Here is a 14,459-nt window from a genome sequence, read left to right as displayed (position 1 = left end):
CCTCATCGAATTCAGTCGTGCACGTGCAAGGGCTTACCCGCTAGAAGCAGGTGAGCCTCGCCGATCGCCTCCGATTGCGTCGGGTGCGGATGGATCAACTGTGCGACCTCGCTCGGCAGCGCCTCCCAGTTGTAGATCAACTGAGCCTCTGCGATCAGCTCGCCGACGCGGTCGCCGACGATGTGGATACCGACGACGGGGCCGTCCTTTTCGGCGATGAGTTTCACGGCACCCTTGGTATTGAGAATCGAGCTCTTGCCGTTGCCGGACAGGTCATAGGTCACGGTCTTGATGTTGTCCGCCCCGTACTTCTCGGTCGCCTGGCTCCCCGTGAGCCCTACTGAGGCAACCTCGGGCTGGGAGTACGTGATCCGGGGGACCCCCGCATAATCGATCGGGGCCACCGGAAGCCCCGCGATGTGTTCGGCGACCATGATGCCCTCGGCGAAGCCCACGTGCGCGAGTTGCAGGGTAGGGATCAAATCACCTACCGCATAGACGCCGGGGACGCTCGTCCGGCAATATTCATCGACCGTGACGAAGCCTCGCTCGGTCGCGACGCCAGCCTCTTCGTAGCCGAGGTTGGTCGATGTCGGTCCGCGTCCGACCGCGACCAGCAGTAGTTCGGCCTCAAGTGTGTCACCGCTTTCGAGCGTTACCTTCACGCCGTCCTCGGTGCGCTCGACGCCGGCAAAGCGCGCTCCGAGTTTGAAACCGATGCCGCGACGCCGGAAGGCCCGCTCGAGAAGCTTGGAGCTGTCCTCGTCTTCGAGAGGCACGAGGTGGGGCAGAGCCTCGACGATCGTTACGTCGGTACCGAACGATGTCCACGCGCTGGCGAACTCACAGCCGATTACTCCGCCACCGAGCACGATCGCGCTGGCAGGAACCCGGTCTAGGACGAGGGCGTGATCAGAGGTGATGACCCGCTGCCCGTCGATCTCAAGACCTGGGAGGCTGCGAGCGTATGAACCGGTGGCAAGCACGACGTTGGTCCCGGTGTACGTGTCGCTGCCGACCGTGACCGTCTTTGGAGCGGTGAGCCGGCCTTCGCCCTCGATGGTCTGGATGCCCCGGCTCTTGATGAGACCCTGCAGACCCTTCCAGTTCTTGGATATGACGCCGTCTTTGTATTTGTTGACGCCAGCCATGTCGACGCTCTCAAACGTCGAGTTGATGCCGAATTGGGCACTCTCGCGCACGTTGTCAGCGATTTCACCGGCGTGCAGCAAGGCCTTCGTCGGAATACAGCCGCGGTGCAAGCAGGTCCCACCGACCCGGTCCTTCTCGATCAGGGCGACCGATTTGCCCAATTCTGCAGCTCGCAAAGCGGCCGCATAGCCACCGCTGCCGCCACCCAAGATCACCAGGTCAAAGGCATGATCCGCCACGAAAACTTTCTCCCTGCTGTCTTCGCCGCCCGGCTCGTGTTCGCCCGACGGGACTGCTGTTGAGACTCTGTATGAGCCGACGTCTATCTTGTCACTTCTGCGTACCGCGCGGGCACGCGGGCACCGAAGTTCCGAGCGCGACAGCGACGGGGTGGAGTTCGAGTCGGAAGTCTGAGTTGGAAGACAGTGTCGGCGATCGGGCGAGCGTGGGCCGTGACAATGCGATTATGGGCACCGACAGATGTCCGGCGTTAGAGCTGAGGAGTTGGTCATGGGGCGGTTCAGCCTCGGCAGGCGGCGCGGTAAGCGCTCGGACGGCACCTTGCGAACAGGAGATACCGCCGACACGCGCCATCTGGAGCAATTCATCGCCAGCCGCCAAGGGGTGGAAGCCTTCGTCGAGCCTCGGACGACCGTTACCGATACAACAATCCTGCTCGTGGCTCACGACGGTGAGTGGACCCGTCGCCGGGTCGATGGTCCGGCCGGCGCTGCAAGCTTCGCGAAGAAACAGGCAATCCCGTTGTATGACGCGACCGTGGTTGGCTACCCGCAGCGAATGCGCGACTACAACGCCCGGCAGAAGGACCGCTGAGTTGTCCGGCCCGCAGTTGTCCGGCCCGCAGTTGTCCGGCCCGCAGTTGTCCGGCCCTAGTCGTCTTGGTCGATCGATCCCATCCTGGCGGACACGTCGCCAAGCCGGCTCATTCTGCTAAGTCGGCGAGCGTCGCCACGATGGTACGAACGATGACGCCAGTGCCACCCTTCGGTGTGTAGCCAGATGGCGCGCCGGCGAAGGACGGTCCCGCGATGTCGAGGTGAACCCATTCCACGCCCTCGGCTACGAAATCGGACAGGAACACACCAGCTACCAGCATTCCCGCCCAGCGATCCTTTGGCAGATTGACGATGTCGGCGACGGGGGAGTCCAAGCTCGCCCGTAGGTGAGCCGGTAACGGCATGGCCCACAGCGACTCGCCGGCCGCGGACCCGACCGCGACGACGCGGTCACGGAAGGCATCGCTGCCCATCGAGGCAGTGGTCTGCATTCCGAGCGCGACCAATTGTGCACCGGTCAGGGTGGACGTCTCGATCAAGTACTCCGGTGAGTCCTCGCACGCTCGCAGGATGGCATCGGCCAGAATGAGCCTGCCCTCAGCGTCGGTGTTGTCGACCTCGACAGTGCGGCCATCTCGCATCGTGAGGACGTCTGACGGACGGTACGAGGTTCCGGATACCGCGTTCTCGGCCATCGGGACCGTCGCGGTCACGCTCACCGGCAACCGAAGCTTGGCGGCCGCGATGATCGCTTCGACCACAGCCGCAGCGCCGCCCATATCGGACTTCATCTGGGCCATCATCGCGGTTTTGAGATCCAAGCCACCGGTATCGAAAGTGATCCCCTTGCCGACGAGCGCGACATCCGCCTTGGCCCGGGCCGGGCGGTAGCTCAGGCGGACCAACCTGGGTGGCGTCACTGATCCGGCGCCGACAGCCAGGATTCCGCCGAAGTTACCGCGCTTGAGCGCCCGCTCGTCGAGTACTTCCACCGTCAAGCCGGCGGCCTCGCCGGCCTGTTTGGCATACGTTGCAAACGTCACCGGATTGAGGACGTTGGGCGGCGTGTTCACGAGGTCACGAGTGTTGTTGACGGCGTCGGTGATGATCTTCGAACGTCGTAGGGCTGCTTTGCCGGCCGACGCCGCGGGGTTGCTCACCGCGATGTCTACGCGTTTGAGGGCGGCCGGTTTCGCGGCTGACTTGTACTTGGTGAAGCGGTAGCCGCCCAGCAGCGCGCCGTCGGAGATCGCCTCGACGACGTCGGGGTCACTGCCGCTCCCGATCGCGATCGCGACCCGCTTGGCGGAGCTGATCGCACGCAAGGCCGCGCCCACGCCACGTCGAATCGACTCGGCTTCCGGTAGTTCGGATGGGTCGTCGTCGGGGTTGAACTTCCCGAGACCGGTCGCGACGACGAGTGGCACGCGCCCGTGGCCGAGGGTAGGAATCTTGACGACCTCGTCATGGCGGCCCGACGCGTCTATCGCCCGCAGCGCGCCGAGCAGGACATTGCCGAGGGCCTTGTCGACCGCCTCCGCACCCGCGGCGAGGGCGATACCGTCAGATGTTGAGATGGTGCCGATCACGATCACGTCGGCAGTTAGCGGGGCTGAGGAGTTGACGAGCGACACCGTTGGCATAGCGGTCAATATAGGTGCACCGCGTATTCATCCAAATTTCCGATGGCGCGCCGGGTCAGAGCGGCCCGTCAGAGCGACCCGATCCGAGTGACTAGGTACGGTTGCCGCCATGACTGAATTGCGTCGCTCGCCCCTCCACGATCGCCACGTCGACCTCGGCGCCAAGCTGGCCGACTTCGGAGGGTGGGAGATGCCTATCGAGTACGGCGCTTCCGGTGGCGGCGTGATTGCGGAGCACACCGCGGTGCGTGAGGCGGTCGGGATCTTCGACGTGTCCCACCTGGGCAAGGCAACCGTTTCGGGTCCACAGGCGCGTGCGTTCGTCAATTCGTGCCTGACTGCCGACCTCGCCCGCATTGATCCGGGTCAAGCGCAATACACGCTGTGCTGTGCCGAGAATGGTGGCGTCATCGACGACGTCTTCAGCTACCTCGTCTCGGACGAGGAGGTATTCCTCATGCCGAACGCGGCCAACACGACCGAGGTCATCGGCCTGATCTCCGATGCTGCGCCGTCCTCGATCACCGTCACGAACCAACATGAGGACTTTGCCGTCATCGCCGTTCAAGGCCCGCGTTCTGTGGAGGTGCTGAAGGCTCTCGACCTGCCGACTGATCTTGAATACCTGTCCTTTGTCGACGCCGAGTTCGATGGTCGACCTGTGCGGGTCTGCCGTACGGGCTACACCGGAGAGCACGGTTTCGAGCTGATACCCCCATGGTCCGCCGCGGTGGGAGTCTGGGACGCGCTAGCGGAGACAGCGCGGCTGCACGAGGGGATGCCTGCGGGCCTGGGTGCGCGTGACACGTTGCGCACAGAGATGGGCTATCCGCTGCATGGCCAGGATCTCTCCCGCGACATCACGCCCGTGCAAGCTGGATCGTCGTGGGCAGTTGGCTGGAAGAAGGATGAGTTCTGGGGTCGCACGGCGCTCGTCGCGGAGAAGGCTGCCGGTCCGGCACGTCGTCTTCGTGGTTTGGTTCTCGCCGATCGAGGCGTGCCTCGGCCACACATGAAGGTGTTGCGCACCGACGGGCTAGAAGTAGGCGAGACGACGTCAGGCACCTTCTCCCCGACGCTGAAGCGAGGCATCGCGCTCGCCTTGATCTCAACCAGCGCCGGATTGGCCGTGGGCGACGAGGTAGCAGTGGATGTTCGAGGTCGCCGGCTCAGCGCAAACGTCGTCGCGCTTCCCATGGTCGAGTCGCACGTCCGATGACCTGTTCAGCCGACACCGGCTTCCGAGCGCGTGTCGAGCTCGCCGAGTGTGCGAACGGCCGCTCGATACGCGGGTAACGCGAGCAAAGCGCCGGCGCCCTCGCCCACGCTGACGCCAAGGTCGAGAATCGGCTCAAGGCCCATGCGCTCGAGTGCTATCGAGTGCGCAGGCTCGGTCGAAAGCTGACCCGCCCGAAGCCATCTGGCGACGCGTGGACTGGCCTGGTGCGCTACGAGCGCGGCGGCGACGGTGACCACGCTGTCGAGCAGGATCGGCGTCTTTCGGTACGCGGCCCAGATGATGAAACCTGTCATCGCCGCGACATCCGCACCGCCTGCCACCGAGAGCAGTTCGGTTATCTCGTAGCGATGCGGCCAACCTCTTCGCCGAGCATCGCGGACGGCCGCGCACTTCCTGGCCCAGGTCGCGTCGTCGATCCCCGACCCCCGGCCGACTACCTTGATCGGTTCCGTATCGGTCAGTACCGAGATCAGCGTGCTGGCGACCGTGGTGTTGCCGACGCCGAGATCACCGACGATGAGCAGGTCGGCGCCCGCCTCGATCTCAGCGTCCGCGAGTGCGATTCCAGCGTCGATTGCCCGGCTGGTTTCGTTGAGGGTGAGTGCGTCTTCCCGATCGATGCGGCCGCTCGATTGTCGAATCTTGTACTCGCTGATGATGGGGTCCGTATCGCTTGCCACCGCGAGATCGGCAAGCCGCACCGTAGCGCCACCGAGCGGAGCCAGTACATTCGCGACACCGCCCCCGGCGAGCAGGTGCCTCACCAGCTGAGCAGTCACCGCGCTCTCCCGCGCCGAAACACCAACCTCGGCAACGCCGTGATCACCGGCGAAGATCACCAGGCGGACTCGACTCGGATCCTTCGGTGGACATATTCCCTGTACGGACGCGGCCCAGATCGAAAGGTCCTCCAGCGAACCCAAGGAGCCGACGGGCTTCACGAGATCGTCCTGCCGCAGTCGTGCAGTGTTCGCCGCTACGGAATCCGGGTAGTCAATACCGTCGATCGCCTGCTCGAGTCGACTCGGCGCGGGCAGGTCGGATGGTTCGCTCATGAGTCACATCCTGCCGCGTTGACCTGACCGGCTAGCGTTCAGGTAAACGCGCTTCACGTAAAGCAGGAACGGATGGTGGGTGGAATGACGCAGTCGCAAGCCTCGTCATGGACTTGGCGGTTCGAGCCGGAGGGCGTCGAAGCCGAGAATCCGGGTGCGTTCTCGAACCAGTCCGATGCCGAGAGCTGGCTCGGCGAGGCGTGGCGACAACTCGCCGAGGCAGGTATCACAGGGGTCGTGCTAGTGGGCGATGGCAAGGATGTCTATGGCCCGATGCCGTTGGCCGAGTGAGTCAATCCGCGGGCTAGGGTTGGCTTGTGGAATTCAGATACCTCGGTAACAGCGGCTTAAAGGTCTCAGAAATAACGTACGGAAACTGGCTTACGCACGGCTCCCAGGTCGAAAACGAGGTTGCTGCGGCCTGTGTGCAAGCGGCGTTGGACGCTGGGATAACGACATTCGATACGGCTGATGCGTACGCGAACACGAAGGCCGAGGTTGTCCTCGGCTCTGCTCTCAAGAATGAACGTCGTGAATCGCTGGAAATATTCACGAAGGTCTATTGGCCTACTGGCCCCCGCGGGCATAACGATACTGGTTTGTCGCGTAAGCACATTCTCGAATCCATCAATGGTTCGCTGAGCAGGTTGCAGACCGACTACGTCGATCTCTATCAGGCGCATCGCTTCGACTCCGAGACGCCTCTCGAAGAAACCATGCAGGCATTCGCCGACATCGTGCGATCGGGCAAAGCCCTTTATATCGGCGTCAGCGAGTGGACGGCCGAGCAACTACGGGCCGGTCATGCCCTCGCAGTCGACCTCGGCTTCCAGCTGATCTCGAGCCAACCCCAATACTCGATGCTCTGGCGGGTTATCGAGGACGAGGTGATACCGACTTCGCAAGAGCTAGGGATCTCGCAGATCGTGTGGTCACCGATCGCGCAGGGCGTGCTGACCGGCAAATATCGCCCAGGTGAGCCGCTCCCCGCCGGATCGAGGGCGACGGACGACAAAGGCGGGGCTGACATGATCCGTCGGTTCCTGACCGACGATGTGCTCATGCGGGTTCAAGCGCTCGCTCCGATTGCGGCCGAACTTGATCTGACACTCGCCCAGCTTGCAGTGGCCTGGGTGCTGCAGAACGACAATGTCGCATCTGCCTTGGTTGGAGCTTCCCGCCCTGAGCAGGTCCACGAGAACGTCAAGGCAGTGGGGGTAGTCATCCCTGCCGACGCGCTAGGGCGAATTGACGATGCGTTGGGTGACATCGTCGAGCGCGATCCAGCCAAGACGGCAGAGAACACTCCGAAAACGCGCGTGGCGTGATCGACTGAGGGGATCCAAGCCAAGCCAGAGCGCTAGATGCTCTCGCCGATCCGGACTCGAGGGGCGGGCCGGCGCCAGCTGCGCGGAAAATACGCCCGGCTACCTGCGTAGAAGCCGAGAGATACAGCGCCCTCGCGCGTTTCCAAGCCACGATCGCGTGCCAGCTTGCGGAGCTTGGTGCCGGTCACGACCCACTCCACCAACAACAGGAAGAAGAGCGCGAGGGTGATGATCTGCAGGGGCCTGATGATGTAACCGATGAACATCAACGGAAAGAGCAGCAACAGGTAGTTCGAGGCCATTCGTCGCGAGTCGACGTAATCGCGAGCCAGCGCGCGGACTGGTCCGGCATCTCGCTTCGGCAGGACCCGCGGATCGCCTGCCTTCATGGCTTGCCGGTATTCGGTCGTTGTCATCTTCTTCTGGCCGGCAACTTTCGCCCGCGCGCCTTGCTCCTTCTGCCAGGCAACCGCCTCTTTGCGGGTACGCGGAGCTTTCGGCACCGGCACGGAGTTCGTCCGCCGCTTCGGCGTAGGGCGCCCTTTGCGAGCGTTGGAAGCAGCGGACGCGTCTTCAGGCAGTTCGCCAGCGGAGGCGGAAAGTTCCGCGTCGATACTGTCAGTGGACTTTCGGCGAAGCAGATTCACGGCTGGATGCTTTCTTTCAAAGGCTAAATGATCTTCAAAGGCTAAGAGATCTTCGAAGGCTAATCGACTTACGAAGATTAAGTGACTTTCGAAGACTCTGTGAACAGCGCACGATCAAAATGGTCCAACGTGAGCGGTCCATCGAGAGTTGTGCCTACCTAGAGTGTGCCTGATCAATCGACGTCGGCGGAAACGATCTCGGGTAGTGCGAGCATCCTATCCAGGGCAAGCCGGGCAAAACTCGCCACCGATTCGTCGACTGCTATGCGGTTGACGACCTCACCACGGACCAAGGATTCCAGCGTCTGTACGAGGTGTGGCAGGTCGATGCGGTTCATGGTGGCGCAGTAACAGACCGTGGATTCGAGAAATGTGATCTGCTTGTCAGGATGTGCATTCGCCAGCCTGCGGACAAGGTTCAATTCGGTACCGATCGCCCACGAGGAGCCCGCTGGCGCAGCCTCGATCGTCCGGATGATGTATTCCGTCGAACCGATCAGATCCGCTTTGGTGACCACCTCGTGCGTGCACTCCGGGTGGACTAGAACAGTGACCCCGGGAACTCGCTCGCGCACCTTGTCCACCTGCGCTGCAGTGAATCGCCCGTGAACCGAGCAGTGACCCCGCCAGAGAATCACCCGCGCTCGGCGTAGTTCGTCCACGGTCAGGCCGCCGTTGGGTTTCAGTGGGTTGTAGACGACGCAATCGTCCAGACTCAGCCCTAGTTGCAGAACTGCGGTGTTACGTCCCAAGTGCTGATCGGGAAGGAAGAGCACCTTGCCGGATCCCGGGCCGGCCACCGAATCGCCCTGCTCGAAGGCCCAGCGCAGGGCACGCTCTGCGTTGGACGACGTGCAGATCACCCCGCCGTGTTCCCCCGTGAAGCCCTTGATGTCCGCTGCCGAGTTCATATACGTCACCGGTATGGTCACGTCTGCCACGCCGGCCTCGGTAAGGACGTCCCAGGCATCCAGTACCTGGTTACCCCGAGCCATGTCGGCCATCGAACAACCCGCTGCCAGATCGGGCAGAATCACCTGCTGGCTCTCCGAGGTCAAGATATCGGCGGACTCTGCCATGAAATGCACGCCGCAGAAGACTATGTAGTCAGCCTCGGGGCGAGCCGCGGCGTCGCGTGCAAGCTTGAATGAATCGCCGGTGACGTCGGCGAACTGAATGACTTCGTCGCGCTGGTAGTGGTGGCCGAGGATGAATACCCGATCGCCGAGCGCCTGTTTCGCCGCGTGCGCTCTGGCCACCAGATTCGGGTCCGACGCCGGCGGAAGTTCACCAGGGCAGTCCACACCGCGCTCGGAATCGGCATCGCTGCCACGGCCTAGCAGGAGCAGCGCCCGAGCTGTGGCGGAGACCTCTGATGAACCGATCCGCTCAGGTTTTGCGTATGAGTCGTTAGACACGCTTGTGCTGGTCACGCCTAACAGTCTGCCTCTTCGCGCCGGATGTGTTGGAATTGGGCTGTTGGTATCTGGTACTGCGGAAAGCACGTGGCCGCGGCGTACGGCGCCTCAGTGAGTGAGTCAACAGTCAACAGTCGACTGCAAGCGCTACTGAGAGAGCGAAGAACACCGAGAGGACGCGATCTGACATGAGATTGAAGAAGAACAGAGCGGACGACCAGTTGGAGGCGGCACCTACGACAGTCGACGACGCGTCGGTCGTTCAGGTCAGACCGAGGCGGTTCAGCAACGGATGGCCAACCATCCCACTGCGGATCTTTCTCTCCTCCATCTTCCTGTTCGGCGGGTACGCAAAGCTGACCTATCCGGACTTCTTCAACCCCAACGCCAGCTTCGGGTTCAAGAGTGCCGTCGACAGTGCGAAGGCAAGTTCCCCGATCAGCGGTTTGCTCGGCCCACTCAGCGATCACGCGTCGGTCTACGGGCACATCACAGCATTTGCCGAGCTGGCGATCGGCGCCGGCCTGCTGGTCGGCCTGCTGACCCGAGTCGCTGCGCTCGGCGGTATGGCGCTCACGACGCTCATCGTGCTCAGCGTCAACTGGCCCGAGGTGAGGCAGTACACCGGTAACGGCGGCTGGTTCACCTCCGTCGACCTTGCCGTCGCCGCGGGGCTATCGGTATTCCTGCTCGGGGGCGCCGGTCCCCTTTCGCTTGATGCCGCCTATGGGCTCATGCGCACCCGACGTCGTGCAAAGGAAGCGGCCGACGAGCAAAACTCAGCCCGAGCCCGTTCCGATGAGACCAGCGCCGACCTAGAGGATTCCCGGCGACGTCTCCGTGGCGATGAGACGGTTCAGCCCGGCTACCCAGTGCCGGGAGACTATTCCGCGCCGCCGGCATATTCCGCGCCGCCTGAGTACTCCAACCAGCCAGAACACTCAACGCAACAGCTGCCGAATGTTGACACCGCACCGACGCCGTCAACGGTCGGGCGGGGCTCAGGTTCTGCCTCCTACCCGTCGGCTCCCCCCGCTTCCAGCCCGCCCCCGGCAGGCCCGCCAACCGCACCGGCGCCGTCGAATGCACCCCCCTCGGACCCCAACTCACTATGGAACCAGCCACGTAGCGAGACCGACGGTCAATAGCTCGCTACACTGGGAATATCGATCGGCTCGTCACGGGTTGAAACCCGCAACAACATAACCGCTGAGCTGCACGCTCACGAGCACTATTTGGGGAGCGCATGACCGCCACCGAGATCACCATCGACACCGCTGCACCCGTAGAGGTTGCCCCGGTTTCGCTGACTGCCGACGCCGCAGTGAAGGTTCGTGAGTTGCTCGACGCCGAAGGTCGATCAGACCTCCGACTCCGCGTCTCTGTGCAGCCGGGCGGGTGCGCGGGCATGCAGTATCAGCTCTTCTTCGACGAGCGCAGCCTCGACGGCGACGTCTCGATCGACCAGCCTGTCGGTGGGGCCACGGTTCCGCTCGTCGTAGACCGCACCAGCGTGCCGCTACTCGCGGGCGCCGTGATCAGTTACACGGACACCATCGAGAAGCAGGGTTTCGAGATCGACAACCCGAACGCAGGCGGCGGCTGCGCCTGCGGTAACTCGTTCTGCGGCTGATCAACAAAGTTCGTTCAAGCGGGCGTGTGCCACTCTTTTCGATAGTGGTGCGCGCCCGCTTGGCTATCTCCAGGTAACCTCACGACCATGCCTGTTCTTCTGTCCGGCTCTATCGCCACGGACCACCTCATGCACTTTCCGGGTCGATTCTCCGAGCAACTGCTTGCCGACCAGCTACATCAGGTGTCGTTGAGCTTTCTCGTCGATGACCTGGTGGTACGCCGCGGCGGCGTCGCGGCAAATATCGCGTTCGGTATGGGGCAGCTGGGCGAGACGCCGGTACTGGTAGGCGCTGTCGGGCAGGATTTCGCGGACTATCAAGCCTGGCTCGAACGGCACGGCGTCGACTGCGGGTCTGTGCATGTGTCCTACGAGCATCACACTGCGCGTTTCGTTTGCACGACGGACGAAGAGATGAACCAGATCGCGTCGTTCTATGCGGGCGCGATGAGCGAGGCGCGCAACATCGAACTCAAACCCGCCATCGATCGCACCGGTGCCGAGCTCGTGGTGATCAGCGCAGACGACCCGGCCGCGATGGTGCGGCATTCGGTCGAAGCGAAGGAGTTGGGTTACCGGTTCGCCGCAGACCCATCCCAGCAGATTGCCCGGATGTCCGGCCCGGACTTGAAGACGCTGGTGTCCGGTGCGGAACTGCTCTTCACCAACGACTACGAGAAGAATCTGCTGGAGTCCAAGACCGGCTGGTCAGAGGCGGACGTTCTCGGCGAGGTCTCGGTACGCGTGACGACCCAAGGCAAGATGGGCGTCGACATCGTGGGCCGCGACATCGAGTCGGTGCACGTTCCGTGTGCGAAAGAGCGCGCGAAAGTCGATCCGACCGGGGTCGGGGACGGCTTCCGCGCTGGCTTCCTCGCTGGGCGGACGTGGGGCCTTTCGTGGGAGCGTGCCGCCCAGGTCGGCAGCTTGCTGGCGACGATGGTTCTAGAAACCGTCGGCACTCAGGAGTACGTCGTGAAGCCCGCTGAGTTCGCCGATCGGCTCGCCGAGTCCTACGACGACGATGTAGCCGCAGAGGTACTTCCGCTGCTAGCCGACTAGCCGACTAGCCGATCGGGCGGGTTATGCACGTAGGGCCCGCACACCGGCGCTGACCGCGTCAAAACCGGTCGAGGCAATGTCGCACCCTCGCGCCGGACGCCGTCGGGATGTAACCGAAGAATCCTGTCGAGCCGCACTTCACTCGGGCGGCGTTGACCATCCCATCCGCCCGCTCCTACATCGAGCCAATGGCGTCCGTGCGTGGCTTCCTCGGCGGCGTCTCGGTTGTGGTCCTTACTAGTGAGCATGAGTCCGAGTAACAGGTCGCCGTCGCGGCCTACGATCAGCACCGGACGGTCCTTGCCCTTGCTGTAGTCCTCCTCGAACGGAACCCACGCCCACACGACCTCTCCAGGGTCAGCTAAGCCGTCGGGGTGCGGCGCGTACTCGATATGAAGTGGCCGAGACCCGGGTTGCGGGTAATCCCCGGCATATCCGGGCAGGCCAGCTCGCCCGAGCGCAGCATGCGAGTCGGTTACGAGCTGATCCTGGCGGTTGCGCCTGAGCCAACGAAACATCCCTACCGCCTCAGATCGCGACCGGATACACCGGCTCTGGGATCTCGGGTTTGATTCGACCCTCGACGAAGATGCCATGCCAGATCATGAAGACGAGCAACGTCCAGATCTTGCGGGAGTAGTCGATCTGGCCATCGCGGTGGGCGGAGAGCAGTCCCAGCGCGGCCTTGGTGTCGATCAAGTGACCGGTGCCGGCATCTGTGATGATCTGCCTGGCCCAGTCATACATCACGTCCTTCAACCAGGGCCTGGTCGGTACCGGAAACCCGAGCTTTGCGCGATTCAGCACGTGTGACGGGACGATGTCGGCCAACGCTCGACGCAGCGCGTACTTCGTCGTTTCCTTAGTGATCTTCTGATCAACCGGAATGCGGGAGGCGACCCGGAACACTTCGGTATCGAGGAAGGGAACGCGCAGTTCGAGCGAATTCGCCATGGTCATCTTGTCGGCCTTGACAAGGATGTCTCCCCGCAACCACGTGAACAGGTCGATGTACTGCATGCGGGTGGAATCGTCGAGGTGTGCGCTCGCAGCGTAATACGGCGCCGTGACGTCGGTATAGCTGACACTCGGCGAGTAGGTCTTCAGCAGGTGCTGCATCTCGTCCGGGCGAAATATCCGGGCGTTGCCGTAGTAGCGCTCTTCGATGCCGATAGAGGCGCGACGCAGCAGATCCTTGCCTCGCATACCTTCGGGCAGACGTGTCGAGAACGTGCCGAGAAGTCGCTTCACCGGGTCGGGCGCGGCAGTAAAGCGTCGAAGCGAGATCGGCTCACGGTAGATCGTGTAGCCGCCGAACAACTCGTCCGCGCCTTCTCCGGACAGAACAACCTTCACATGTTTGCGAGCTTCGCGCGCGATGAAGTAGAGCGGAACCAGCGCTGGATCGGCCACCGGATCGTCGAGGTACCAGATGATCAACGGCAGCGTCTGCATCATCTCTTCCGGCGTCACGACTTTCGTGATGTGCTCGACGCCGATGGCTGCCGCGGATTCTGCGGCGACGTCGATCTCGGAAAATCCGGCGCGCTCGAACCCGGTCGTGAACGTGAGCAGTTTCGGATTGTGTTCCTTGGCTAGCGCGGCGATCGCGGTGGAATCGATCCCTCCGGACAGGAACGATCCGACGGTGAAGTCCGAGCGCATGTGCTTGGCGACCGAATCCCGCAGGACGTCGGCGATCTCGTCATAGAGCTTCGCACGCTCGCCGGCTGCCTTGTTGCTTCTCGGATCGATCGGGAAATCTGGAACGAAGAAGCGTCGGGTCTTGGGCAATTCGCCCGGGCGGATGCTGAAGGACGTGCCCGAGTCGATCCGGGTGATCTTGCTGTGCATCGACGCTGGCTCTGGCACGTATTGCAGGGTCAGATAGTGCTGAAGCGCCGCGGTGTCGATCACCGAGTCGGCTTGCACGGGATCGCCTTCGTCCGGATCAGCGCCGTACAGCCGCGGGCCTGCCACCGAGAGCAGGGACTTCTTTTCTGACGCGAAGAAGGAGCCCCGCTCGTCGGTATAGGTGTACAGCGGCTTGATGCCAAACCAGTCTCGTGCGCCGAACATGATCCGTTCCTGGGCGTCCCAGATCAGGAAGGAGAACATCCCGCGCAAGCGTTTGACGATGTCTTCGCCGAGATAGTGGTAGCCGGCGACGATCGCCTCGCCGTCACCCTCGGTCTCAAAGGTTGCGCCGAACTCGACCCGCAACTGTTCACGCAGCTCCAGGTAGTTGTAGATCTCGCCGTTGAAGATGAGGTGATAGCGACCGTTCAGGTACGGCAGCGGCTGGTGGCTGTGTTCCCAGTCGATCAAGGACAGCCTTCGGAAGCCAATGACGACGTCGTCGTCATACCAGCTACCACCGTCGTCGGGGCCCCGGTGTCGCATCTGGACGAGGGAGGCCTCGATCGCCTCTCGGGTTTGTCCCGCGTCGCTGTGGGCCGCGAGAAAGCCGATCAGTCCGCACAC

Annotated in this window: 14 protein-coding genes; 7 read left to right on the top strand and 7 right to left on the bottom strand. The window is 62.9% G+C overall.

Going from position 1 to position 14,459, the window contains the following annotated elements:
• Positions 1 to 11 precede the first annotated feature (11 nt).
• A complete protein-coding gene (lpdA, locus tag ACSMXN_RS16505) occupies positions 12 to 1,391 on the bottom strand; it encodes a dihydrolipoyl dehydrogenase (RefSeq protein ID WP_022912688.1) in 1,380 nt (459 codons plus the stop codon).
• Positions 1,392 to 1,662: 271 nt separating this feature from the next.
• On the opposite strand from lpdA, the gene ACSMXN_RS16500 reads away from it, so the two are divergent.
• A complete protein-coding gene (locus ACSMXN_RS16500; RefSeq protein ID WP_022912689.1) occupies positions 1,663 to 1,986 on the top strand; it encodes a hypothetical protein in 324 nt (107 codons plus the stop codon).
• A 109-nt stretch (positions 1,987 to 2,095) separates the two neighbouring features.
• Here the strand turns inward: ACSMXN_RS16500 and ACSMXN_RS16495 are convergent, their stop codons facing one another.
• Positions 2,096 to 3,592 carry a leucyl aminopeptidase gene (locus ACSMXN_RS16495; RefSeq protein ID WP_035943501.1) on the bottom strand — a complete coding sequence of 499 codons (1,497 nt, stop codon included), beginning with the start codon at positions 3,590 to 3,592 and terminating at the stop codon, positions 2,096 to 2,098.
• A 109-nt stretch (positions 3,593 to 3,701) separates the two neighbouring features.
• Here ACSMXN_RS16495 and gcvT point away from each other — a divergent pair, with 109 nt between their 5' ends.
• The gene (gcvT, locus tag ACSMXN_RS16490; RefSeq protein WP_022912691.1) at positions 3,702 to 4,811 is read left to right on the top strand and encodes a glycine cleavage system aminomethyltransferase GcvT; all 1,110 of its coding nucleotides are present in this window, start codon (positions 3,702 to 3,704) and stop codon (positions 4,809 to 4,811) included.
• Between the two features lie 5 nt (positions 4,812 to 4,816).
• Here the strand turns inward: gcvT and cobT are convergent, their stop codons facing one another.
• Positions 4,817 to 5,887, bottom strand: coding sequence for a nicotinate-nucleotide--dimethylbenzimidazole phosphoribosyltransferase (gene cobT / locus ACSMXN_RS16485; protein ID WP_022912692.1), 1,071 nt, complete (start codon positions 5,885 to 5,887; stop codon positions 4,817 to 4,819).
• A gap of 84 nt (positions 5,888 to 5,971) precedes the next feature.
• On the opposite strand from cobT, the gene ACSMXN_RS16480 reads away from it, so the two are divergent.
• Positions 5,972 to 6,178 (top strand): hypothetical protein, encoded by a 207-nt coding sequence (locus ACSMXN_RS16480; RefSeq protein ID WP_027139295.1) that lies wholly within the window; start codon positions 5,972 to 5,974, stop codon positions 6,176 to 6,178.
• 26 nt (positions 6,179 to 6,204) lie between these two features.
• The gene (locus ACSMXN_RS16475; protein ID WP_022912694.1) at positions 6,205 to 7,215 is read left to right on the top strand and encodes an aldo/keto reductase family protein; all 1,011 of its coding nucleotides are present in this window, start codon (positions 6,205 to 6,207) and stop codon (positions 7,213 to 7,215) included.
• Positions 7,216 to 7,247: 32 nt separating this feature from the next.
• Here ACSMXN_RS16475 and ACSMXN_RS16470 read toward each other — a convergent pair whose 3' ends face one another.
• On the bottom strand, positions 7,248 to 7,862 hold the full coding sequence (locus ACSMXN_RS16470; RefSeq protein WP_022912695.1) for a DUF3043 domain-containing protein: 615 nt from the start codon (positions 7,860 to 7,862) through the stop codon (positions 7,248 to 7,250).
• A 173-nt stretch (positions 7,863 to 8,035) separates the two neighbouring features.
• Positions 8,036 to 9,247, bottom strand: a complete 1,212-nt coding sequence (gene nadA / locus ACSMXN_RS16465) for a quinolinate synthase NadA (protein ID WP_027139296.1) — start codon at positions 9,245 to 9,247, stop codon at positions 8,036 to 8,038.
• A gap of 221 nt (positions 9,248 to 9,468) precedes the next feature.
• Between nadA and ACSMXN_RS16460 the strand changes: the two genes are divergently transcribed.
• The 3 genes from ACSMXN_RS16460 to ACSMXN_RS16450 all read left to right on the top strand — a co-directional run bounded on the left by ACSMXN_RS16460 (position 9,469) and on the right by ACSMXN_RS16450 (position 11,975).
• Positions 9,469 to 10,428 (top strand): DoxX family protein, encoded by a 960-nt coding sequence (locus tag ACSMXN_RS16460; RefSeq protein ID WP_022912697.1) that lies wholly within the window; start codon positions 9,469 to 9,471, stop codon positions 10,426 to 10,428.
• A 98-nt stretch (positions 10,429 to 10,526) separates the two neighbouring features.
• Positions 10,527 to 10,913, top strand: a complete 387-nt coding sequence (locus ACSMXN_RS16455) for an iron-sulfur cluster assembly accessory protein (protein ID WP_022912698.1) — start codon at positions 10,527 to 10,529, stop codon at positions 10,911 to 10,913.
• A gap of 87 nt (positions 10,914 to 11,000) precedes the next feature.
• On the top strand, positions 11,001 to 11,975 hold the full coding sequence (locus tag ACSMXN_RS16450; RefSeq protein WP_022912699.1) for a carbohydrate kinase family protein: 975 nt from the start codon (positions 11,001 to 11,003) through the stop codon (positions 11,973 to 11,975).
• On the opposite strand, the gene ACSMXN_RS16445 is transcribed toward ACSMXN_RS16450, so the two are convergent.
• Entirely contained in the window at positions 11,972 to 12,493 is a 522-nt protein-coding gene (locus tag ACSMXN_RS16445; protein WP_155958311.1) for a type II toxin-antitoxin system PemK/MazF family toxin, read from the bottom strand. The two genes, ACSMXN_RS16450 and ACSMXN_RS16445, sit on opposite strands and share 4 nt — an antisense overlap.
• Positions 12,494 to 12,503: 10 nt before the next feature.
• The gene (asnB, locus tag ACSMXN_RS16440) at positions 12,504 to 14,459 is read right to left on the bottom strand and encodes an asparagine synthase (glutamine-hydrolyzing) (protein WP_022912700.1); all 1,956 of its coding nucleotides are present in this window, start codon (positions 14,457 to 14,459) and stop codon (positions 12,504 to 12,506) included.

This window comes from Parajatrophihabitans canadensis, from assembly GCF_053764775.1.
Note: the sequence above shows the minus strand (reverse complement) of the source record. Positions and strands in the feature narration are given on the sequence as shown.